General features: G+C 44.7%; 20 protein-coding genes. 6 read left to right on the forward strand and 14 right to left on the reverse strand.

Annotated features, from left to right (window positions below):
• Positions 1 to 10: 10 nt before the first annotated feature.
• From DXC51_RS09020 to DXC51_RS29280, 9 genes are all read right to left on the reverse strand, one after another.
• Positions 11 to 928, reverse strand: coding sequence for a dihydrodipicolinate synthase family protein (locus DXC51_RS09020; RefSeq protein WP_021634356.1), 918 nt, complete (start codon positions 926 to 928; stop codon positions 11 to 13).
• The gene (locus tag DXC51_RS09025) at positions 925 to 1,752 is read right to left on the reverse strand and encodes a carbohydrate ABC transporter permease (protein WP_021634355.1); all 828 of its coding nucleotides are present in this window, start codon (positions 1,750 to 1,752) and stop codon (positions 925 to 927) included. The genes DXC51_RS09020 and DXC51_RS09025 overlap by 4 nt, the downstream gene beginning before the upstream one ends.
• 8 nt (positions 1,753 to 1,760) lie before the next feature.
• Positions 1,761 to 2,633 (reverse strand): carbohydrate ABC transporter permease, encoded by an 873-nt coding sequence (locus DXC51_RS09030; RefSeq protein ID WP_117544320.1) that lies wholly within the window; start codon positions 2,631 to 2,633, stop codon positions 1,761 to 1,763.
• 89 nt (positions 2,634 to 2,722) lie between these two features.
• Positions 2,723 to 4,165, reverse strand: coding sequence for an ABC transporter substrate-binding protein (locus tag DXC51_RS09035; protein WP_117544321.1), 1,443 nt, complete (start codon positions 4,163 to 4,165; stop codon positions 2,723 to 2,725).
• 163 nt (positions 4,166 to 4,328) lie between these two features.
• Entirely contained in the window at positions 4,329 to 5,918 is a 1,590-nt protein-coding gene (locus tag DXC51_RS09040) for a response regulator (protein WP_025487667.1), read from the reverse strand.
• Positions 5,896 to 7,629, reverse strand: coding sequence for a histidine kinase (locus tag DXC51_RS09045; protein ID WP_181970071.1), 1,734 nt, complete (start codon positions 7,627 to 7,629; stop codon positions 5,896 to 5,898). Before DXC51_RS09045 ends, DXC51_RS09040 begins: the two co-directional genes overlap by 23 nt.
• Positions 7,630 to 7,780: 151 nt before the next feature.
• Entirely contained in the window at positions 7,781 to 8,476 is a 696-nt protein-coding gene (locus DXC51_RS09050) for an N-acetylmuramoyl-L-alanine amidase (protein WP_025487669.1), read from the reverse strand.
• Between the two features lie 195 nt (positions 8,477 to 8,671).
• Entirely contained in the window at positions 8,672 to 10,342 is a 1,671-nt protein-coding gene (locus DXC51_RS09055) for a glycosyl hydrolase family 18 protein (protein WP_117544323.1), read from the reverse strand.
• A 297-nt stretch (positions 10,343 to 10,639) separates the two neighbouring features.
• Positions 10,640 to 10,855, reverse strand: coding sequence for a hypothetical protein (locus DXC51_RS29280; RefSeq protein WP_035320905.1), 216 nt, complete (start codon positions 10,853 to 10,855; stop codon positions 10,640 to 10,642).
• Positions 10,856 to 11,520: 665 nt separating this feature from the next.
• Between DXC51_RS29280 and DXC51_RS09070 the strand changes: the two genes are divergently transcribed.
• The gene (locus DXC51_RS09070) at positions 11,521 to 12,279 is read left to right on the forward strand and encodes an adaptor protein MecA (RefSeq protein ID WP_117544326.1); all 759 of its coding nucleotides are present in this window, start codon (positions 11,521 to 11,523) and stop codon (positions 12,277 to 12,279) included.
• Between the two features lie 182 nt (positions 12,280 to 12,461).
• On the opposite strand, the gene DXC51_RS09075 is transcribed toward DXC51_RS09070, so the two are convergent.
• A complete protein-coding gene (locus tag DXC51_RS09075; RefSeq protein ID WP_025487671.1) occupies positions 12,462 to 12,653 on the reverse strand; it encodes a DUF1858 domain-containing protein in 192 nt (63 codons plus the stop codon).
• 850 nt (positions 12,654 to 13,503) lie between these two features.
• Between DXC51_RS09075 and pflB the strand changes: the two genes are divergently transcribed.
• The 5 genes from pflB to DXC51_RS09100 all read left to right on the forward strand — a co-directional run bounded on the left by pflB (position 13,504) and on the right by DXC51_RS09100 (position 17,449).
• Positions 13,504 to 15,555 (forward strand): formate C-acetyltransferase, encoded by a 2,052-nt coding sequence (gene pflB, locus DXC51_RS09080; RefSeq protein ID WP_021634308.1) that lies wholly within the window; start codon positions 13,504 to 13,506, stop codon positions 15,553 to 15,555.
• Between the two features lie 14 nt (positions 15,556 to 15,569).
• Positions 15,570 to 15,776, forward strand: coding sequence for a hypothetical protein (locus tag DXC51_RS09085; protein WP_117544327.1), 207 nt, complete (start codon positions 15,570 to 15,572; stop codon positions 15,774 to 15,776).
• A gap of 69 nt (positions 15,777 to 15,845) precedes the next feature.
• Positions 15,846 to 16,088, forward strand: coding sequence for an autonomous glycyl radical cofactor GrcA3 (grcA3, locus tag DXC51_RS09090; protein ID WP_025487674.1), 243 nt, complete (start codon positions 15,846 to 15,848; stop codon positions 16,086 to 16,088).
• 128 nt (positions 16,089 to 16,216) lie between these two features.
• Positions 16,217 to 17,008: a pyruvate formate-lyase-activating protein gene (gene pflA, locus DXC51_RS09095; protein ID WP_025487675.1), complete on the forward strand. Its 792-nt coding sequence runs from the start codon at positions 16,217 to 16,219 to the stop codon at positions 17,006 to 17,008.
• Between the two features lie 270 nt (positions 17,009 to 17,278).
• Complete coding sequence (locus DXC51_RS09100) at positions 17,279 to 17,449, forward strand: 4Fe-4S ferredoxin (RefSeq protein ID WP_021634313.1); 171 nt, start codon at positions 17,279 to 17,281, stop codon at positions 17,447 to 17,449.
• Positions 17,450 to 17,530: 81 nt separating this feature from the next.
• Here the strand turns inward: DXC51_RS09100 and DXC51_RS09105 are convergent, their stop codons facing one another.
• From DXC51_RS09105 to DXC51_RS09120, 4 genes are all read right to left on the reverse strand, one after another.
• Positions 17,531 to 18,517, reverse strand: coding sequence for a MerR family transcriptional regulator (locus DXC51_RS09105; RefSeq protein ID WP_243003164.1), 987 nt, complete (start codon positions 18,515 to 18,517; stop codon positions 17,531 to 17,533).
• Positions 18,518 to 18,684: 167 nt separating this feature from the next.
• Complete coding sequence (gene dnaB / locus DXC51_RS09110; RefSeq protein WP_025487677.1) at positions 18,685 to 20,016, reverse strand: replicative DNA helicase; 1,332 nt, start codon at positions 20,014 to 20,016, stop codon at positions 18,685 to 18,687.
• A 22-nt stretch (positions 20,017 to 20,038) separates the two neighbouring features.
• Positions 20,039 to 20,482, reverse strand: coding sequence for a 50S ribosomal protein L9 (gene rplI / locus DXC51_RS09115; protein ID WP_021634316.1), 444 nt, complete (start codon positions 20,480 to 20,482; stop codon positions 20,039 to 20,041).
• Positions 20,482 to 22,533 (reverse strand): DHH family phosphoesterase, encoded by a 2,052-nt coding sequence (locus tag DXC51_RS09120; protein ID WP_025487678.1) that lies wholly within the window; start codon positions 22,531 to 22,533, stop codon positions 20,482 to 20,484. The genes rplI and DXC51_RS09120 overlap by 1 nt, the downstream gene beginning before the upstream one ends.
• Between the last annotated feature and the right edge of the window lie 79 nt (positions 22,534 to 22,612).

Below are 22,612 nucleotides of genomic sequence, written 5' to 3' on the forward strand. Positions count from 1 at the left end.
AAATTCCCCCTCACTCCAGCTCCGGATATTCATGAAAATAACCAATTATTTTCAATTCCTTCATCAAAGCCTTTCCTTCAGCCTGAGACAGTTCTGCCCCCGGTTTTTCTGCCTTTCCTATATCAATCCCTTTTCGGCAGAACAGATATTTCATCGACTGAATTTGTCCAAACTTTAATAAAATTCCGATAACTGCATCAGCCCAAAACTGCCATCTCTGGGCCTCCTCTATGTTACTCTGCAAATAGGCAATATAAATCTTTTTATATATATCCGGCATAATATTATAAGTTGAGCCAATCCCCCCGTCTGCCCCCATAATTAAACCACACAGCAGAGTTTCATCAGGTCCGTTCAACAGATTAAGTTTTCCTCCTTTCAGATGGGATAACTGAAACATCTCGTAATAATTATTCCGAGTGAACTTAGCTCCAATAACATTCGGCAGCTCCAGGATACGGGTTACTGCAGATACTACGTTTTTTTCTGTAAACATAGTATTTATGTACACAATCATTGGTATCTTCACAGCTTCAGACAATATTCTATAATACTCTGTAATTTCATCAATATTGTAGTGGTATACCGGAGGCGGTGTCGCCGATACCGCATCTGCACCTACCGATTCCGCATGCTGTGCAAGTCTTATCCCTGTACGGATTGAATATGCACCAATATGAACAATTGACTTACCTCTTCCGTTCATCTCATTAATTGCTGTCTGAGCCAGTTCTTCTCTTGCCTCAGTGTCCATGCTATAACATTCTCCAGTCGCTCCGCCAATATAAAAACCATCCGCACCTCTTTCCATCTCCCAGGAAACCAGTTTTTTTAATCCCTCCTTCTTTATTTTTCCGTCCTCTGATATTGGCGTAAGCAGTGCTGGATATATTCCTCGAAAAGGCTTATCCCCATAATTCCCTTTCATCCCTTTACACCTCCAATTGTAATTCCTTTAATAAAAAACTTCTGACAGGCTAAAAATATCAGAAGCATAGGTAGCGTGGCAATCATGGCAGCCATAAGCTGATAGCCTGTATTTGTTATCTGTCCCTGAGAAAATAACGCTATACCAATAGGCGTTGTCCTGAGTTCCTTATCTGCAATCATAATAAGCTGCCATAAATAATCATTCCATGCACTGAAAAACGAAAATATCCCCAATGCTCCCAAAGCAGGCAGGGCCATTGGCAAAACAATTTTAACAAACCTCTTTATTTCACCACAGCCGTCAATTTCCGCAGCTTCCAATAGTTCCGTAGGAATGCTCTCCATAAACTGCCTGCACAAAAATACACCAAAAGCAGGGGATACGGTAGTAAGTATCAGTCCGATTCTGGAATTTGTCAGATGTAGCTTCATAGCGACAAGATAATTGGGTATCAGAAGCATTTGCCTTGGTAAAAGCATGGTTGCTATTACTAGCATAAAAACCAACCCTTTTCCACGAAACTTTTTTTTGGCGAAAGAATATCCTGCCGTCGCACCAATAAGTACAGTAATTACCGCTGTTCCTAAACTTACAATAGCGCTGTTTGTAAGCCACAGAAAAATTTCCGTTTTTCTCCATACATAATCAGCGTTTTTTCCCGTCAGATTTATAAAAGGATTTAAGTCCGGCGGAATCAGCTGCAAGGCCATCTGACTTTTAAAAGCGCCTACCACCATGACATAATAGGGAAACAGAAAAACTGCGATAAGTAATAACAATAATCCGAAGGATAATATATTTCTCTTTTTTATTTTTTTCATAAGTCCTCCTAATACTCAATCGCATCTTGTCTCATCATACGAAACTGAATAAATGCAATGGCTGCAGTAATAAAGAAAAGCACAACACCGATTGCTGAAGCGTAACCAAAGCTTCCATTCTGAAAAGCACTTGTATATACCAGCATAAGTAATGTTGAAGTTCTGAAACTTGGACCACCATTTGTCATCAGATAAGGGACTGCAAAGATTTGTAGCATACCAATTGTACTCGTTATCAATATATATGTTGTTGTACCATGCAAAAGCCTCAGCGTAATTGAGAAAAAAATTTGGTTTTCCGTTGCACCGTCAATCCTTGCCGCCTCAAAATAGCAGTCGGGAATTCCATTAATTGCTGCCGTATATAAGATGACAGGCTGCCCCAGTCCATATGTACAAATCAACAATGCCAATAGCGGTATTGCAGTCACCGGGCTGTCAAACCATGATATCGGATCCAGCTTCAGTATACGGAATATACTTGCCACCAATCCAAAAGCCGGGGAAAAAAGAAAATTCCAGACAATTACAAGCGCTACCTGATTTGTTACGGATGGTAAATAAAATACGGCTTTAGCAAAAGCATTTATCTTTTTTCCACGCGTACTTAAAACTTTTGAAATCCAAAGGGAAACAAGAACTGTGACTGGCAGAATAATAACTGCATATTCAAAGGTAGCACATACACTCCGCCAAAAAGGAGCACTTCCAAATGCCTGTACATAATTTGATACACCGCCAAATACCGAACGGCTTATTGTATAATCATAAAAAGAAACCTTAAATCCATATAAAAAAGGATATACAGTAAAAATAATAAAAAAACAAAACCACGGGAGAAGAAATAAATATCCCCATTTTTCTTTTCGTAATCGTTTCATTCATAATCCTTTCAAACCAGTTATAGTCCCATTGAAATGTTTCGGTTAATAAAAGGAGGAAGCTTTATGAGATGCTTCCTCCTTGCAAACTATTGCTGAAGCGATTTTGCTATGACTTCATTGCCTGCTGCCTCCCAGTCCTTTATCACCTGTTCTGCACTCTTCTCCCCTGTATAATATGATTGAAGCTGTACATAAAAGGTTTCTCTGAAATCTGACCACCAGGACTCCAATACTCCAATAGAAGAATCCGCATATTCCGCAGTACTTGCAGCTGCCCGTTTAGCCTGTTCATTTAATTTATCATCACCGTAATCAACGTCCAAGTCTTTAAGAACTGTTGAATTACCAGTCTGCACACACACTTCCTGACTGTATGACTGATTTTCCAAGAAAGTCTCTATTACTTTTTTGGATGCCTCAATTTTTGCATTGTCTCCTGCATTCTTAAAAATTGTAAATCCGGTACTTCCCCAGCTCATTACATGTGGATCGGCCTTTCCATCTGGCGTGGGAATCTCATATATGTCCACGTCAAATGGCTCAATATCCCCACTGTCAATCTGTTTCTTCACATTAACAGCTTCTCCGGTTCCTGTGCTGACAAACATACATGCCAGCTTCTGACTGTACCAATTCGGACGAATATCATTATCCACTGTCGTTGCCGCTCCTGAGGGCACCAATTCTTCCTCTATCATTGTTTTAAATAATGTCAAAGTATCTGAAGCCTTTTCCTCATTTATTGCCATTCCTGTATGATCTGCATTGAGGATGTCACTGCCGCCGCTCATCATAAATGAGTAATACACTGCATCAGAAGACTTACTGCCTGCAAAAAGCTGTGTGGCATAAATATTTTTATCTTTTCCATTTTCTCTTGCTGCCCTGCAGAATTCCAGGAATTCATCATATGACCAGTGTATTTTATCTTCAGGCAATAAGTCATACACTCCAAGCTCCCTTGCAAGACTTACATTTACGGTAATATTGTATCCCTGGGATAAATTAATTGGAATATAACCCTGTATTCCATTTAACTTTCCCGTACCCAGTACACCATCATATAACAGGTCTTTAAGCGCATCTGCAGTATCCGATAGATCTGCTGATAAACCGCCCCCTATTGCCGGTGCAATCCGGGAATAGGTATCCAGGTACAAATCTGGGGTTGCACCGGTAGCCATGGCCACCGTTACCTTTTCCGGTCCCGCATCCCAGGTAAGAACCTCTGTATTTAATATAATTCCATATTTTTCTTTTACTTCCTGCGCCAAATCCTGGCTCATCTTCTCGTCAAACCCTTCATATAGCGGCATATACCAAAAAGTAACCTCAGTGCCCATAAGATCTGCTTCTTCCTCATCTGTATTCTGTTCTTTATCTTCATGTAAAATATTTTCTGTCTGCGTTTCCGAAGAAGTCACGATTGTTTTTCCCGTATCATTTTGCACTTCTTTATTGCTTGCGCAAGCAGTCATCATCATAGCTGCAAGTAAAATTGCCAGTACCCTTTTGCCTTTCTTTTTCATAGTGTCCCCTCTCCACCTGTTTAACAGGTTCTTATTTTGTGGGTATTCAGTTTCTATCCTGCAGGATACTTATATTATAGTTTTTACATAATATAAAATAAATCACGCCGATTTGGAAATTCTCATCTAAATTCTTCTGAAATATTTATATAAATTCTTAAGATTACTGACTTTCTGCGTATTCACGCGGCCTTTTACCTGTAAACTTTTTGAATACTTCATAAAAATAAGATGGATTACTGTAACCTGATTCCAACGCTATCTGATATATTTTCTTATCCCCCGCTTTTAACATTATCTTTGCCTGCTCAATTCTTACCATATTTAAATATTCAACAAAAGTATGTCCTGTTTCCTCTTTGAAAAGGCTGCAGAAATAGACTGCAGACAATCCTATTGCCTCACTCACCTGCGATAAATTTAATTGTTCCTCTTTATAGTGTTCTTTGATATACTGTTTAGCTTTTTCAATTACTCTCTTTCCTTTTTTCTGGCACTGCCTTTGTTTGTACGTTCTCATCTGACCACAAATATCAAGCAAAATGCTCTGCATTTCCAAAGGCTCCCGACAATGAAGCAAAGCAACATAGGGATCCTCTCTGAAGCACTCTTCCACATTCCACCGAATTTCCGGTGATGAGGTTAGAACCTCTGACAACAGTTTTATACATTCTTTTTGAATACAGAAAAAAGAACCTTTTGATGCAATTAACAATCGATTCATATAATTTCCTATTGCATGCCGGATATCAAGTATCCCTTCCATGTTAGAAAAATGAACGACATCAGCAATTTCCTTTTCCAAATGAACAGGTTCTTTCTCTTCCAAGACCAAAACATTATCAATCACCGTCACATGATTTCTTCCATAAATGTTACTATAATCCAATGCCTGTACCGCACTTTGATAGCATTGCGGTAGTTTTTTTAAATCATCCACTAGATATCCTATCCCCGCCTGAAAATCAAATTGAGAGAATGTCTGTAGTTTATCTCTTACTTTTATCATCAGCCTTTCTGCTGTTTCACTTTCCTTGTCTTTCATTTGTATAAAAACAATGCCCTCTGAAAAATTTTTCCACAGCACCCTGCATTCCACCAGATACTCATTTCCTATTTCCAAAATCATGTTCTGCAATGCAAACTGAAAAATCTCTTTATCATTAATCTTCATTTTCCCAAAATCAGGAAGGAATACGGCAACACGAAAATACTTTCCATTTATTCTGTAATTTAATTTTTCAAAATGCCTGAGCAATTCTTCTTCCGATTCCTCAACCCCTTCCAGCACTTCAAGTAAGTAACGATCCTGCAATATTGGAAGATTTTCCTGAAGTATTTCCTCCATACGCTGGAATTTGGCCAGTTCCTCTGCCTTTTTCTTAATATTTTCTATGGCTTTGTTCAGGGCATTTAAAAGTTCATCTACTTCAATAGGTTTTAACAGAAAATCAACCGTACCGGCCTTAATTGCTTCTCTGGCATAATCCAACGTTCCGAATCCGGTAATTAATATAACCTGAATATCCTTTTCCCTCTCAGAAAAACGCCGGGCCAATTCCATTCCATCAATTAGCGGAATATTTATATCAGTTATTATGATATGCGGTTCTTCCTGCACAAAACAAGCCATCGCTTCCTCACCCTCTGATGCCTCCGCCACTAATTCCAGGCCCAGTTCTTTCCAGGGAATAATTTCTTTCAGATGCTCCCTAATCGTTTTATCATCATCAATAATCATCACTCTGTACATTCTCTTCCTCCTCCGGTATAGCAAAAATCACTTTGGTATACTCTCCGAATTCGCTTTCCAGGCTCATTCTACAGCTTTCTCCGTAATACAGCTTCAACCTCCTATAAACATTCCAAAGTCCATAGCAGTTTTCTCCGCATTTTTCTGAATGCAGTCCGGCCTCTATAGTTTCCGTCTTCACTTCATCCATCCCCATACCATTGTCCATAATACAAATGTGCAATACCGACTTGTCCATCTCTCTTTTTCTGCTTACACCAATTTTAATCCACCCGTCATTTATTGTTCCTTGAAAAGCATGAAGATAAGCATTTTCTATAATAGGCTGAAATGTTATTCTGGGAATCTTAATCTCCATAAGTGACTCTGGAATATCCGTAAAGAGCTCAATTTCCTTTCCTCTGCATAGCCTTTGCAGCTGCATATAATAGGTTATATGGGATAGTTCGGTACGAATAGAATGCAAAGGTTCTCCCTTTCCTAAAGAAAGCTTAAAAAAACTGCTCATTGACCGTAAAATATGAAGTGCCATATCCATATTACTTTTTTCCATATAAAAAATTGCAACATCCAGAGTGTTATATAACAAATGAGGATTTATCTGCGCCTGAAGAAACTTTATTTTCCCATCTTGAATTTGTTTCTGCTTTTTTTTATCCTCTGCAATATACCCCTGTATATCATCAAGCATTTTATTATAAGCTTTTCCCAAATAATCAACTTCATCTCCGCTTTTTCCCTGATAGCGCAAATTAAGATTTCCTGCGCCGGTACATTCTATAATTTCCTTTAAATACTTAATATTATGAGTTAAACCCCGTGATATAAGAAATGCTGCTGCCATTGACAGAAAAGTACAAAATCCAGCAGCTGTCATCATTGTAAAAAAAGCAGTATCCTGTGTAGCATCCAGTATTGTATTTTCAGGCACTGCTGTTAAATACCACTGTCTGTCTCCAACTGATACAAATACAGTCTCCGGCACACCAGTATTATCCATCTCTTCCATTTTTCCGATTCGTTCCCGGTCCTGTGCGGATATAATTTTTCCTTCTGAGTCAGTCAGATAACTATCCTTACCAAAAAAAGAATACATCTGGCTGATCACTTTTTCTTTAACATAAAAAGTAAGGATTCCAACCGGTTCACTGGAACTCACGTCCCGCAAAATACGGGCATTCATAAAATATGCCTCCTGTGTTCCATTCTGTAAATTTATGAGCACCGGAATCCAAACTGCATAATTGCTTTCTTCTGAAAAATTATTTATATGTTTCTGTATCACTTTCAAACAACTGTCATAATCAAAATGCCCATAATTATTCTCTAACCCGGCAGATACAGAAAACCCGTCCTTTCGATAAAGGGTAATACGACTAATAGATGATGTTGTATTTAAAATTCTGAGAAAATTACCATACACCTGATTATGAAGCTCTACTTTGTTATTTACTTCTCTTTTACTCAGCAATATATTTCTCATATCCTTATCAAAAAATAATGATATGGCCGTATACTCTGCTGCATCCATTTTCTCTACAATATTTTCCCCTGCAATTTCAAGGTTTGCCTCCTGAAGCAGTTGATTCATCCTCATCGCCTCAGTTCTGAATCTCGTATATAATACTGTTATTCCCAGAAACATAATTATCAGACTAGAAATGAACAGACTAACAGCAATTTTTCCCATCAAACCAAACCTGTATTTCATACTGAACCTCCTCTTATGCAAAATTACTCCAGTTTCAGAATAGCATATCATTTTTCCTAATCCTATCAACAATCTTTGTATTTCCTATGGTAAATTAAGGGTAAAAAAGAAGGAAAGCTGTCAGACTAATCTGTGCTTTCCTTCTTTCAAATTAATAATGCTTATTCAAATACTGCATAATCGCCATATGTATATTCCACGCCACCTTCTCCTGGTAATAATCATCGCACAGCTTCTCCGCCTCAGCGCCGTTGGACAGGAAGCCGCATTCCACGATTACAATCGGTTTTCCCGTCTTTTTCAGAAGATAATAGCTGTCGTTGGCCTTCGCCACCCGGTGGTTTTCCGGATCCAGATATTGTACCATCCGATTCTGTATCGTTTCCGCCAGCTCCTTTCCCTGAACGCTGCTGTTATAGTAAAAAACCTGCGCCCCGTCCACGTACTCTTCCCCATAGCTGTTCTGATGAATGCTTACCGCGAGCTGCGGCTGGGCTTCTTCAATAATCTGGATACGCTGCTTCATATCCTGCACTTTTTTATTGGAAGCGTTTTCGTCGTATAACCCACCGTCGGTCGTCCGGGTCATGACTACCTTTACATCCGATGCTTCAAGAAATGCCTTCAGCTTCTCAGCAACCTGAAGATTAATTTCTTTTTCCAGTGCGCCGTTGATTCCGATTTTTCCCGGATCGTCTCCCCCGTGTCCCGCATCTATAACCACGCAGAACCGTTCCTCCGTCTCTGCCTCACCTTCATTTACCAGAACCGCCGCCTGCCTTGCAGCAAAAAAAACGGACGTGAAAAGAAGAATCGTAACTACGCCCTTTAGAATCTGTTCCTTCAGTTCCTGACTCATTGGAACCTCCCGCCCTTCGCTTATTCCATTTTATGTGCTGTCCTACAAAATAGAACCGGCGGGCGCAACTTCCTCCTTACCTTCTGTCCTGCGAATTAAAAACTGCCTGTTCTGTGAATGAAAAAGGGAACCGCCTGCTGACGGTTCCCGCATTGAAGGCAATATAGCATTATCGCCCATCTATCATCCATTCACAAATGAAGTCAGCACATCCCACACTTCAGGGTGCCCCTTTTCATAACCCAGCTTCCATGCCGCAACACCGCCCAGGTTATAATTCTTCATAATATTTATCTTAACCTCCAGAGACTGTGCATCCTCCATCCATACCTGATAGAAGGAATCCCCGTCCTGCACCTCCGCATAATTCTGGCAGGCCTCCTCATCCCAGATGGTTTCCGCGCCTTTATCGGAAACAAACTTCTGTACCGCAGATATTCCCACAGCCTGGCTCTGTACCTGGCCGCCCTTTGTTTCCCAGATCCGTGTGTAAAAGGGAACCGCATTAATCACCTTCTCCGCCGGTACTGACTGCACCATAGTGCTTATGCCTTCCTCCACAAATCCGATAGAGGCTACGCTGCCGGGCTCCTGGGAGCCGCCGTAATGCTCGTCATATCCCATAATTATGACATAATCGGCCACAATCCCCTGTTCCTTCCAATTATAATGGGCATTATAATTCTTCGGCACATAATTATCCACGGAAAGCACCAGGTTGTTGGCGCGGCAGGAAATAGAAAGCTCACGCAGGAATTCCACATAATCCTCACCGGCCTCCGTACTCACCTGCTCCAGGTCCACATTAATGCCATCCACGCCAAGCGCCAGGGCCTCGTTCACCAACCCGGAAATCAGATTGGCCCGCTTGCTCGTATAGGAAAGGATTTCCTTCGTATTCACGTCATAGGTGAAATTATCTAACAGCGCCCATACCTCAAGCCCCCTGCTGTGCGCCTGCTCCACATAGTCTTTGCTGCCTATGCTGACAAAATTCCCCTCATTATCGCTGAGGAAAAACCAGGTGGGAGAAATAACATTCATGCCGCTCACGCCGTCCAATACCGTTGACAGCGTGGAATTAGCCGCTTCGCTTGTAACCTGGTGCCATCCCAGGCTGATCTTATGATCCCTGCGGATGCTGGTATATTCAGGCTCCTGATAATCAGTCACCGGAATCAGCGTTTCACTGCGGAGGTTCTCAAGCCTTTTATTTTCCACATAGCCAAGGAAGCCGTCCGATGTGGCAACCTTGCTCCAGTTTTCCATTTCCTCCAGGATGACCACCTTGTCCCCTGCCTTCACATCGGTTAAAATATCACTTTTCACGCCGCCCTGGTATCGCACGGCCGTATCCTTTTTAATATCGGCAGCCTGATGCTCGCCCCAACTGGTAGTCAGCACCGCCCTGTTAGGATCCTGAAACAGTTCAAAGGAAAAATTAGTATATTTTTTCACATAGTCCAGCGCAACGTACATTACGCCGTTATCCATAAACGCAGGAACATAGCCTTCCTCACCTGCACTGCCGCCCTCCGCCCGGATTATTTCATCCGGCGTCGTATAAAGGAGCAGATTCTCATTATAGTCTGCATAGAATCTGTCATTCAGATAGGCATGCACTGTATCCAGGGGCAGATAGCATCTTCCTTCAGACAGCCTGCCTTTTTCTTCTTTTATTTCATTATTTAAAACGAGGGCCACATCCTCCCCCGATTCTATTCCATAATAAGATCCAAGATCCATCCTTTCCTTTGAATAGGAGAATCTTTCAAGGACTTTAACACCCATGGTAATGGCAATAATCACAATAATAAGGACGACAGCGATTATTACCGGAAGCTTTTTTTTCATTTTCCGTATTCCTCCTGACCGTCCTTATTATATCAGACTATTTAAACATCGTCATTACCTATTTTTACATAAATCGTCAGAATCTGACTAATTGCCGCCGCGCGCGGCTGTCTCAGGCGCGCTCGGCAGCTGTCTTTTTCTTCCATCCGCAGCGTCGGTACGGGGGACCGTTTATACGGATGTCGGAATCGGATACTTCCTGTAGCTGTTACGAAGCCATCCCGCAGCTTCACAGCTGTTTTCATTTTACAATTATTTTCAGATAGGAAACTTAATAATATATGGCCGTAGCGGACATCAGCGGTATTCAACCCTGTCATACCTTACTTCCCGCAGCGTGCCGTCTTCGTCGGTCACGAAGTCCGGCATATAAACAGTATCTTCATTGACGAAAAATTTTCTGGCGATTTCTTCCGGGGAAGCGGGTTCTCCTTCCAGATACAGATCAACCCCCTTGCTGTAAATTTCCCTCAGATGCCTTTCCAGCTTCTTCTCGTCCTTCTCTAAATGCATGGTACACACCCCTCCGTATTTTCTATACGGAAAAAGCACCCGGACAGACGGCGCGGAAAAATCGCCCCAGTCCTTCCCCAAAAGGATCGTGATATATAAATGTGCCCTTCCGTATGACTTTACGGCAGCGACGATATTTAAACAGAAAAAACAAGATGCTCCAGGACATGTATCGCGGAATAAGATAAAAAAACCAATTACAACATGAATTTTGCGAATTAAACGAAACTTAGTGGTAATTTTGGAAATGATTTTTGTTCCGACAAGCACATAAGCCTGTAAGACATCCTCATACTATTAGATGAGGAGAAGATATAGAGCACACAGGAAAGATCTGGTGTGTCTATAATATTTGCTTAAAATATGATATAATAGAATCATAAATAAATGAGTGATACAAACTCATTCCGGCTGAAAAACCGCCCTCCTTCTGACACTGATTGTCCAGAAGCATCTCTAAAACGAATTATATCCGATAAATGGAAAAATAGCAAGACTAAAATCTTAAAAAAGTTTAAACAGTTTCAAAGGATGCTTGACTTATTTCTTCCTTAAGTATAATATATTTGATAATCACAGATACTACACAGATATGTTCATTTTACAGGTATTTTCAGTCACACAAGACAACAATTTCAATATCTTTATATTAAGGATGTGAGAACATGAAAATTGAAAAAGTAAATGATCATCAGATTCGTTGTACCCTGACAAAAGCCGACCTGGCAGATCGTGAATTGAAAATCAGCGAGCTTGCCTATGGCACCGAGAAGGCCAAAAGCCTCTTCCGGGATATGATGCAGCAGGCTTCCCTGAAATTCGGTTTTGAAGCAGAAGACATTCCGCTTATGATAGAAGCAATTCCCCTGAACTCCGATTGTATTGTTTTAATCATCACCAAAGTGGAGGATCCGGAGGAACTGGACACACGTTTTTCCAAATTTGCCCCCAGTGTTCATGACGACGACAGCCTGGATGATATGATTCAGGATCTGAATGAAGGCGCAGACGATGTTCTCGATTTATTCAAGCGCATTCATGAAGGCCGCGTGAACGGCGGACAGAACGGACAGAAAACGCTCCGCCAGGAGGAAAAAGCTGAAGAAGCCGGATCAGCGGAAGGCTCTGTCAGCCTGACAAGGATATATTCCTTTGATTCCCTGAATCATCTGACCAGGCTGGCCCACGTACTGAAGGGTTTTTATCACGGCTCCAACTCACTGTATAAGGACAGCAGCACAGGACGCTATTTCCTGATTGTTACAAGTTCTTCCCATACACCGGAAGAATTCAACAAGCTTTGCAACTGTCTGTCAGAATACGGACGGCAGGAAAAGTCAGTTCCTGCAGGAGAAGCCTATTTTGAGGAACATCACGAACTGATAATCAGCGAAAACGCTTTACAGAACTTAAGCAAAATCTAAAAAACAGACGGGCACGCGCCTTATTGGCAGCGTGCCCGTCTGTTTCTTCCCGTATTCAAAGGCTCCATCCCCGCTAACCGCCCTTATATGCCGCACGCACATGCCAGGCCAAAGCAGCCTGCCATCCCGTCACCCGCGCCGCATAAATGTCGGTACACAGCATGTCCGCCCCTGAAAATTGATTATAATGCAGCAATCTTGCTCATTAAATCTTCAATATCCATTCCATGAACCATAGCCGCTTCTTCCAGGCTTTCACCCTGAGCAGAAGGACATCCCAGGCAATGCATGCCTGCTTCCATAAGAATGGGAGCAACCTCGGGATTGGCTCTTAAGATTTCACCAATTGTCATTTCCTTAGTAATCTGCGCCATTTCGCTTACCTCCTTTTCCTTAGAAACTATCAGCAGACCCCAGCCCGCTGATTTTCTTAGTATAATACTTTTCCCCAAATTACGCAAGATATGCGAGTGTATAAGGAAAAAGGAAAAAGCCAGACAACATAATCCAAATAGAAATCAATAATATATGAAATACTAAATTCAATATACTTTTTCATCATACAAAATATGGCAGAACAACAACAACATCCCTCACACAAAACCTACCGCTGCCACCAGGGGCAAAACGCATCCGCCCCAGTTCCTTCCGTCTTTTACGGGGACGCCGGAGCCGGGCTTCTCCTTCTTCAGGGGGGCTGCGGTGGGGGTATTTTCCGTGCCATATGAAAAAACGGCGCTGTTTCTAACTGCTTCGGATGGCCAGGATCCGGCCGCCCCTAGCGGCCTGTCTGACGAACGCAGCCGACTCCAGTCGCTGCGTGAGGAGTTTTGGCCGCGTTGGCCGAATCCTGGCCAACCGAAACAGTTAGAAACAGCCCGTTTTTGAAACTGGCACAGAAAATACCCCCACCGCAGCCCCCCTGAAGAAGGAGAAGCCCGGCTCCGGCGCCCCCGCAAAAAGCGGAAGGAACTGGGGCGGATGCGTTTTGCCCCGTTCCCTCGCTTATTGATAAATTTTATTAAAAAAGTATAAAACCGGGGTTTGTTTACAAAAAAGAACAGTCCGCGCCTTGACGCGGCTTTCCGGGAAACATATAATACAGGTGCGGGTGAGACCTGATGGTGTTCTATCCGCAGTTTTTTACGGTTCGCATTTTGGGACCGTCTGCCCGTTTATCATCTACATTTGATACTGCCCCGGCAGTAGAAGAGGAGGAAAATCTTGAGAACAGAATGGAATGGTTTTATAGGCGGTGACTGGGAGCACGAAATCAATGTGCGTGATTTTATCCAGAAGAATTACCACCCTTATGACGGGGATGAAGCTTTTCTTGCCGGACCTACACAGAATACCCTGGATCTTTGGGATGAGGTTCTGGATCTGAGCCGTAAGGAAAGAGAAGCCGGCGGTGTCCTGGATATGGATACCAAAGTCATTTCCACCATTACGTCCCATGGTCCCGGATATCTTGATAAATCCAAAGAAACTATTGTAGGCCTTCAGACCGATGCCCCTTTTAAGCGTTCCCTGCAGCCCTACGGCGGCATCCGTATGGCACAGAAGGCATGTGCTGACAACGGCTATACTTTGGATGCGGATGTGGAGGAATTCTTCTCCACCCACAGAAAGACTCATAATGCAGGCGTTTTTGATGCCTATACCCCTGAGATGCGCGCATGCCGCAGCGCCCACATCATTACCGGCCTTCCGGATGCCTACGGCCGCGGAAGGATTATCGGAGACTACAGAAGAATCGCCCTTTACGGCATTGACCGCCTGATCGAGGACAAGCTGGCACAGAAGGAATCCACCGGAAGCACGATGACCGATGATGTAATCCGCCTTCGTGAAGAAATTTCCGAGCAGATCGTTGCCCTGAAAATGATGAAGCAGATGGCGGCATCCTATGGCTGTGACATTTCAAAACCGGCTGCCAATGTACAGGAAGCCATTCAGGCAACCTACTTCGGTTATCTTTCTGCAGTAAAGGAACAAAATGGAGCCGCCATGTCCCTGGGCCGCACCTCCACCTTCCTTGATATTTATTCAGAACGAGATCTTGCCCTGGGAACCTTTACGGAAGAGCAGATTCAGGAATTTATTGATCACTTCATCATGAAGCTGAGAATCATCAAATTTGCACGTACGCCGGAATATAACGAGCTGTTCTCCGGCGACCCCGTATGGATTACGGAATCCCTGGCAGGCGTAGGCGTTGATGGACGCCACATGGCAACAAAGATGTCCTTCCGTTACCTGAATACACTGACCAACCTGGGACCTTCCCCGGAGCCCAACCTGACCGTGCTCTGGTCAACCAGGCTGCCTGTTAACTTCAAACGTTACTGCGCGAAGATGTCCATCCAGACTTCTTCCATCCAGTATGAAAATGATGATTTAATGCGCGTTACCCACGGCGATGACTACGGCATTGCCTGCTGTGTATCCTCCATGAGAATCGGTAAGGAAATGCAGTTCTTCGGCGCCCGCGCCAATCTGGCAAAATGCCTGCTTTACGCTCTCAACGGCGGTATCGACGAGAAGACAAGAAAGCAGGTAGGTCCCAAATACCGTAAGTATGAAGGAGATGTACTGGAATACGATAAGGTAATGGATGCATTCCATGACATGATGGAATGGCTTGCCGGCGTTTATGTTAACACCCTGAACGTTATCCATTATATGCATGACAAATACTGCTATGAAAGAGCGCAAATGGCTCTTCACGACAGAGACGTACGCCGTTATTTTGCAACCGGCATCGCCGGGCTTTCCGTTGTGGCGGACTCCCTTTCCGCGATTAAATATGCAAAGGTTGAGCCCATCCGCGACGAGGACGGCATTATTGTAGATTTCAAAACCACCGGTGACTTCCCGAAATACGGAAATGATGATGACCGTGTGGATACCATTGCCAGGGAGCTGGTGTCCAGCTTCATGACCATGGTAAGGAGACATCACACTTACAGGGACGGCTTCCCCACCACCTCCGTACTGACCATTACCTCCAACGTGGTTTACGGAAAGGCAACCGGGGCCACACCTGACGGCCGTAAGGCCGGAGAACCTTTTGCTCCCGGCGCCAACCCGATGCATGGACGTGACACCCATGGCGCGGTAGCTTCCATGTCCTCCGTATCCAAGCTGCCTTTTAAGGATGCACAGGATGGTATTTCCAATACCTTTACCATCATCCCCGGCGCACTTGGGAAAGAGGATGAGATTTTTGCAGGAGACATTGAAATCGACCTTGATACACTGCCTCAGGAGTAAAAGGAGCTGATTTTATGGATCAACAGACTATGATAGACGATCTGGTCAGGATGCTGGATGCCGGTGCGCAGGAAGGCGTGGGCCATATTAACGTGGCTATTGACGCTTCCCGCCCCGGCGGCAGGAAGGTACAGACCGGATGCCCGGAATGCTCGGCCGCACCGCTGGCCTGCAGCGTTCCCACCCTCCACGAGGGTCTTGACAGAACTGAAAACGAATGATTTATGCTGCTGTTCCTGCAGGAACGGCTGCTGATTCTTCTCTCCCGAGAAAAGAAAGGAAGGCAAACTATGGAAGCTAACAACGCACAGATTGACAATCTTGTTTCTTTACTGGACGGCTATGCTGAAAAAGGCGGCCATCATCTCAACGTCAACGTACTGAACCGTGAAACTCTTCTGGATGCCCAGAAGCACCCGGAAAAATATCCTCAGCTGACGATCCGTGTATCAGGCTATGCCGTAAACTTCATTAAGCTTACACCGGAACAGCAGGCAGATGTTATTTCCCGTACGTTCCATGAAGCGCTGTAATTATAATTGTAAGTAAAACGGACAGGCCCTGCACGGAAAACCCGCCAAACAACCGGTTTCCCGCAGGGCCTGTCGTGCTATAATAGGATCAGGAGCAAATGACAGCTTTGATAAGCAGGAGGATAATTATGCCAACATCTACGCAGGAAAGCACACCTACACCGGGAAGAATACATTCTATAGAAAGCTTCGGTACAGTAGACGGACCGGGCGTCAGATTTGTTGTATTTTTGCAGGGATGCCCCATGCGCTGCGCCTACTGCCACAACCCTGATACCTGGGAAATAAATGCGGGGTCTTACATTTCTGCAGAACAGATTATGGAAAGCTATGAGCGTAACAAGAGCTTCTACAAGGACGGCGGCATCACGGTAACCGGCGGAGAGCCTCTGCTCCAGCTGGATTTTCTGACAGAATTATTCACGCTGGCCAAAAAGGATAATATCCACACCTGTATCGACACCTCCGGAATTCCATTCGCGCCTTCCAACAGGGAATGGATGAAAAAGCTGGATATTCTTCTGGGAATGACCGATTTGGTCATGCTGGACATTAAACATATTGATCCCAAATGCCATAAGGATCTGACCGGCTGCCCGAATGACAATATCCTCCGTTTTGCCTGGTATCTGGATAAGAAAAAAGTACCCGTATGGATCCGCCATGTGGTGGTTCCCACCGTAACCGATGATGAAAGCTTCCTGTACAGACTGGGATGGTTTATCGGAGGGTTGAGTAACCTCAAAGCCCTGGACGTCCTGCCTTACCATACAATGGGAAAGGCAAAGTATGAAAAGCTGGGAATTCCCTACCGGCTGGAGGGCATCCCCCCCATGGACAGGCCCACGCTTTTGCTCAAAAAACAGTCGATTCTTAAGGGTATCAAGGACCGGAGGAATCAGAAGCCGGCTCCATCATAAGCTGTAACGGACTTTCGGATTAATCTGATTTTATTTTTATTAAAATATGTAAAATACGGCATATTTTCGCATGGAACCCATATATTGTATATATTGTAATAATATTGTTTCTGTGTAATCAAAACAGTTACCGCATCTGTATATTTGTTCCTCAAAAAGTACAAAAAATCGCCGATAATTCACAAAAAATAGCTTGTATTAAATGATTTTCTATATTAGAATAAGTAATGATAATCAACAAAGTCTATAAGAATAAAGGAGGATATCATTATGGCATATGTAATTAGTGACGCTTGTGTAAGCTGCGGAACATGTGAAGGACAGTGTCCTGTTGGCGCTATCTCTGCAGGAGATGGACAGTATGTAATCGACGCCAATACCTGTATCGAATGTGGTTCCTGTGCAGGAGCTTGCCCTACAGGCGCTATTTCCCAGGAATAAGTAATATTCAGGTATCTGCGCTTTTTGCGCTGATAACGCATTCCTGCGTGAAACAACATAAGGACTTCAGGAAGGAAGCATTCAAAATAATGAATGCTTCTTTCTTTTTTCTTCACTTTTCTGAGCCTTGCGTTCCTTCACAGCCTGTCTTTTCCTCTCCCTGCGTTCTTTTCCGGTCAGGCCTCTGCCGCTGTATTGCTTTATCAGCTCGTCCAGCTTTTTATAATGCTCCTCTTCCCTTTCCGTTCTCTGCCTGTCTCTTTTTTCGTTTTCCTCCTCCTGGATACGGAACTGATAATCCATCTCCTTCATGATCGTCTCTTTGATCTCCCGCGTAAGATCCTGGTTGTTTTCCCTGACAGCCTGCGCCACCAGATTATGTAAAAGAAGCTGCAAACGGGCGCTTTTATCCTGAAGCTGCCTGTCATCCCGTTCGTTCAGCTCTGCCTGTGTGCTGCGCACCGGCTGTATGTGTTCCCTGATGGGCACCATAACCTGAAGTGTGCTGTCTGTGAGCACCGTACGTATTGCCTTCAGCTGCAACCCCTGTTGCTTCAGCTTCTTAATTTCCCTGAACTGTTCCACATCCTCTCTTGTATAGTATCTGTGTCCCAGCTCATTCCTCCTGATAGGGAGCTTCAGTTCTTCCTCCCAGTATCTGAGCACATGGCTCTCCACTCCTACCAGCTTTGCCGTTTCCGAAATGAGATACATGTCCTTTTCCAAATCAGGATGCTCCTGCCCTGCTGTCTCCGGCTGTCCCGCTGCCCCAGCAAGATCTGACGGCAGAATTTGTCCGGCTGCACCTGTCAGGTCTGCTGCCTGCACTTGTCCTGCCGCACCTCCCTGTTCTTCCGGATTTGTTTGCCCCGCCTTTTCTTTTCTCCCCAGCTGCTCTCTCTGTTTCTTCTCTGTGTTCTTAGCCTTCTGTGTTTTCTGCACCTTCTGTGCCTGCCTGTTTTGTGTTTGTTCCGCATACTTCGTATTCATTTCCTCATCCTCTCTTTCCACCGGTTTTTCATCTTTTTCAATCACTGCCGCCCTGCTGGCTGATTTTTTACTGCTCATTTTTCCTCCTGTCTGCCGCCGACTGCGGCATATCTGTTTTTTTTTATAAAAAAAGAGAACGCCAGCCTCAGGTTGGGTTCTCTTTTGTATTGTATTCTTTATTCTATTTTATAGCTGCCGCTTCTCCGTCCGGTTATCAGATTCCCGAAATCACCCGCTAAAAATAACTATTTCTGAAGATTTGCAAACTTTGTAAATTCCGGCAGCCATACCAAATCAATGGTGCCGATAGGGCCGTTTCTCTGCTTCGCTATGTTGATTTCCGCAATCCCCTTCTTCTCCGTATCCGGATTGTAGTAGTCGTCACGGTAAATAAACATAACAACGTCGGCATCCTGCTCAATAGCTCCTGATTCACGCAGATCCGAAAGCATGGGCCTGTGATCCGGCCGCTGCTCCACGGCACGGCTCAGCTGGGAAAGCGCCAGCACCGGCACGCTCAGTTCTCTTGCCAGAGCCTTCAGGGAACGGGATATATCTGAAATCTCCTGCTGCCTGGAATCCGTGCCTCTGCCGCTACCCGACATGAGCTGGAGGTAATCGATGATTATCATCTTCAAATCCATTTCCAGCTTGAATTTACGACATTTGGAACGCATTTCCGCGATGCTGATACCCGGCGTGTCATCGATGATCAGCTTGGACTGTCCAATCATACCCGCGCTTTCTATCAGCTTCTCCCATTCCAGATCGGAAAGGTTTCCGGTACGCAGATGCTGGGAATCCACCTTGGACTCCATGGCGAAGAGACGGTTAACAAGCTGTTCCTTACTCATTTCCAGACTGAATATAGCCACGCAGTCCCCGGAATGGAACGCCACATACTGGGCAATATTCAGGACAAAAGCAGTCTTTCCCATGGAAGGCCTGGCAGCAATCAGCACCAAATCAGAGGGCTGCATGCCTGCGGTCCGGTAATCCAGATCAATGAATCCGGTGGCAATTCCGGTGACGCCTCCGCTGTTATGGGACGACTTTTCTATTTTATCCATGGCGTTCATGACAACCTCACGGATCGGAACGAAATCTCCGGTATTCCGGCGCTGGACCAGATCAAATACCTTTTTCTCCGTTTCCTCCATGATAACTTCCACGCTGTCTTTTCCGGCATAGCAGTTATTGGCTATCTCTTCCATAAGCCGGATCAATCTGCGCAGCACTGACTTTTCCGCCACGATATTGGCATAATACTTGATATTGGCCGAGGTGGGAACCGCCGTAATCAGATCCCTGATGAATTCCAGGCTGCTGATTTCCGGCGGCACATCCTTTTCCTTCAGCCGGTTCTGAAGGGTAACCAGATCCACCGGCTGCCCCTGATCATTGAGTTCCACCATGGAATCGAACAATACACCATAGGACTTGTTGTAAAAATCCTCCCCGCATATCATTTCGGATGCGACCACAATCGCTTCTCTGTCCATAATCATGGAACCGATTACGGATTGCTCTGCTTCCATGCTGTGGGGCAATACCCGTTTTAATATAGCCTCATCCATCGATGCCATTGTCAATTCCTTCTTATTCTTCCACTTTTACCTTCAGTTTCCCGGTCACCTGCTGATGCAGCCTCACAGGCACCTCATAGGTTCCGAAGGCCTTAATTGCATCCGTCAGCTGAATCTTTTTCTTATCGATGTCAACATCGCACTGCTCCTTAAATGCAGTTGCGATTTCCTTGGAAGATACGGATCCGAATACTTTTCCGCCCTCTCCCGCTTTCATCTTAATCACAACGGATTTGCTTTCCAGATCCCTGGCAAATGCCTGTGCTGCCTCCAGAATTTCCTTTGCCTTTCTTTCTTCATTGGCATTCTGGAGCTTCAGATCGTTCAGGTTCTTGGATGTGGCCTCCAGCCCCAGCTTCTTGGGCAGGATAAAGTTTCTGGCATAGCCGTCGTTTACATTCACAATCTCCCCTTTTTTACCAAGGGCTTTTACATCTTCCAATAATATCACTTTCATTATTTCAGTTCACCTTCCTCTATCATTTTATCCAATGTTCCTTTGATTGTACCGATTACGGACGCTGGCTCCGAACCGTCTACCTGGCAGCCTGCCACGTTCATATGGCCGCCGCCGCCCATTCTTTCCATAATGACCTGTACATTGACCTCGTCTATGGAACGGGCGCTGATATAAATCCGGCCCTGATACTCCGTCAGTACAAAGCTTGCCTTAATCCCCTTAATATTCAGGAGCTCGTTGGCAGCCTGTGCGCCCACAATCGTGGGGCTCTGAATCCCGTCGCTGCGGCAGATGGAAATCGCATAATCATTCCTGTAAATTTCCGCCTGTCCCACGGCATCCGCCTTGGCCTTATACTCAGCCGCATTTTCACGGAACAGCTTCCGGACACGGGTAACATCCGCGCCGTTGCGTCTTAAGAATGCTGCCGCCTCAAAGGTACGCACGCCGGTCTTCGTCATAAAATTATTGGTATCTATCATGATGCCGGAATACATACAGTCGGCTTCCTCGCCTTTGATGCGTACCCCGTCATTGATATACTGCAATATTTCGGAAACCATTTCACAGGTAGAAGAAGCATAGGCCTCCACATAGGAAAGCGTTGCGTTCTCAATAGTTTCCGTTCCCTGCCTGTGATGATCCAGAACCACAATGGACTTACATACCTTCAGCAGCTCCGGGCATTCCGTGATACTGGGTTTATTCACATCCACCACCACAAGCACCGTGTTATTTCCCGCCGTTTCCAGCGCCTGCTGGCTCTTGAGGAACATATCCGGTTCATACTCCTGGCTGTTCTGGAACATGTCAATCAGCGGCTGTACGGAGGTGGTGATTTCGTTGATAACGATCTGCGCCTTGCGATCCAGCGTCCTTGCAATCCGGTAAATACCAATAGCCGCGCCGAAGCTGTCCACATCCCCGATCTGATGGCCCATGATAAGGACCCGGTCCTTGCTTGTAATAATTTCCCGCAGCGCATGCGCCTTGACCCGGGCCTTGACTCTGGTGTTCTTCTCCACCTGCTGGCTCTTCCCACCATAGTAGCTGATTTGCTCCGGCGTCTTGACAACGGCCTGATCGCCGCCTCTGCCCAGCGCCAGGTCAATGGCTGTCCGGGAAAATTCATAGTTCTGGGAATAGCTCAGGCCGTCCAGGCCCACGCCGATGCTGATGGTAACCGCCATCTCGTTGCCGATATTTACGGTCTTCACATCCTCCAGAAGTTCGAAACGCTTATCGCTCATCTGAGTGACCGCGCTCTTACGGAGGATAGTCAGATACTTGTCCTTTTCAATCTTTTTGCAGATTCCGTCAAAACCGGAAATGTACTTATTCACCTTTCTGTCAATCAGCGCGATAAGCAGCGATCTCCGCACTTCCTCCACGCTTTCCAGCGCTTCGTCATAATTGTCCAGATATATCATTCCCACTGCCAGGGACTGATCATCATTCTCCTTCAGGGCGATTTTCAGCGCCGTTTCATCAAACAGATACATGGCATACAGACAACCCTGGTACTCCTCCTCGCCGATGATATCACTGTCGTCAGCCATTTCCCGGAGCGATATTCTGGTAAACTTGGCAATATACTCGCTCTCCTCATAGGAGATTTCAAATTCTGCCACGCCTTCCTCCACTGAAGGGAGCCTGTCCCTTGTTACCGAGGAAAAAAAGGAGGTAACCGAACGCCGCTGGGCTTTTTCATTATGTATTGCCCTTGCGAATGCATGATTGTACCAGATTATTTTCCCATCCTCATCCAGCAGTGAATACGGCACGGAAAGCTCTCTTAAAAGCTCCTTCTGTATCTGTCCGTACTGCGTTGCAAAGCTGACCAGCTCATTGATGATAATGGGTCTGTTATACAGCATAAGATACAGGATCATTGCAAAATAAAATACAAGGAAGCAGGTGAGAAGGAACCCCGCCCGCGTATCCAGAAAATAAATTCCAATGTCCACCAATAAAAGCAAAAGGCCGAGATACATGGATATCTGCATATATATCTTCAGCCTTCCTTTTAATTTGACTCTTTTCTTCATTCCTATCCTCATCCGTAGTCTGGAGTGTGTCTGAAAATTGATTCCTGTGGATGTAACTGTCAGGTATCCCTGAAGTTAC

The organism is Eisenbergiella massiliensis, from assembly GCF_003435485.1.

Bases quoted from the DNA above. Each gene is read 5' to 3' on its own strand.
- DXC51_RS09020 (WP_021634356.1), bottom strand. From the start codon at position 928: ATGAAAGGGAATTATGGGGATAAGCCTTTTCGAGGAATATATCCAGCA.
- DXC51_RS09025 (WP_021634355.1), bottom strand. From the start codon at position 1,752: ATGAAAAAAATAAAAAAGAGAAATATATTATCCTTCGGATTATTGTTA.
- DXC51_RS09030 (WP_117544320.1), bottom strand. From the start codon at position 2,633: ATGAAACGATTACGAAAAGAAAAATGGGGATATTTATTTCTTCTCCCG.
- DXC51_RS09035 (WP_117544321.1), bottom strand. From the start codon at position 4,165: ATGAAAAAGAAAGGCAAAAGGGTACTGGCAATTTTACTTGCAGCTATG.
- DXC51_RS09040 (WP_025487667.1), bottom strand. From the start codon at position 5,918: ATGTACAGAGTGATGATTATTGATGATGATAAAACGATTAGGGAGCAT.
- DXC51_RS09045 (WP_181970071.1), bottom strand. From the start codon at position 7,629: ATGAAATACAGGTTTGGTTTGATGGGAAAAATTGCTGTTAGTCTGTTC.
- DXC51_RS09055 (WP_117544323.1), bottom strand. From the start codon at position 10,342: ATGAAAAAAAAGCTTCCGGTAATAATCGCTGTCGTCCTTATTATTGTG.
- DXC51_RS29280 (WP_035320905.1), bottom strand. From the start codon at position 10,855: ATGCATTTAGAGAAGGACGAGAAGAAGCTGGAAAGGCATCTGAGGGAA.
- DXC51_RS09070 (WP_117544326.1), top strand. From the start codon at position 11,521: ATGAAAATTGAAAAAGTAAATGATCATCAGATTCGTTGTACCCTGACA.
- DXC51_RS09075 (WP_025487671.1), bottom strand. From the start codon at position 12,653: ATGGCGCAGATTACTAAGGAAATGACAATTGGTGAAATCTTAAGAGCC.
- DXC51_RS09085 (WP_117544327.1), top strand. From the start codon at position 15,570: ATGGATCAACAGACTATGATAGACGATCTGGTCAGGATGCTGGATGCC.
- grcA3 (WP_025487674.1), top strand. From the start codon at position 15,846: ATGGAAGCTAACAACGCACAGATTGACAATCTTGTTTCTTTACTGGAC.
- pflA (WP_025487675.1), top strand. From the start codon at position 16,217: ATGCCAACATCTACGCAGGAAAGCACACCTACACCGGGAAGAATACAT.
- DXC51_RS09100 (WP_021634313.1), top strand. From the start codon at position 17,279: ATGGCATATGTAATTAGTGACGCTTGTGTAAGCTGCGGAACATGTGAA.
- DXC51_RS09105 (WP_243003164.1), bottom strand. From the start codon at position 18,517: ATGAGCAGTAAAAAATCAGCCAGCAGGGCGGCAGTGATTGAAAAAGAT.
- dnaB (WP_025487677.1), bottom strand. From the start codon at position 20,016: ATGGATGAGGCTATATTAAAACGGGTATTGCCCCACAGCATGGAAGCA.
- rplI (WP_021634316.1), bottom strand. From the start codon at position 20,482: ATGAAAGTGATATTATTGGAAGATGTAAAAGCCCTTGGTAAAAAAGGG.
- DXC51_RS09120 (WP_025487678.1), bottom strand. From the start codon at position 22,533: ATGAAGAAAAGAGTCAAATTAAAAGGAAGGCTGAAGATATATATGCAG.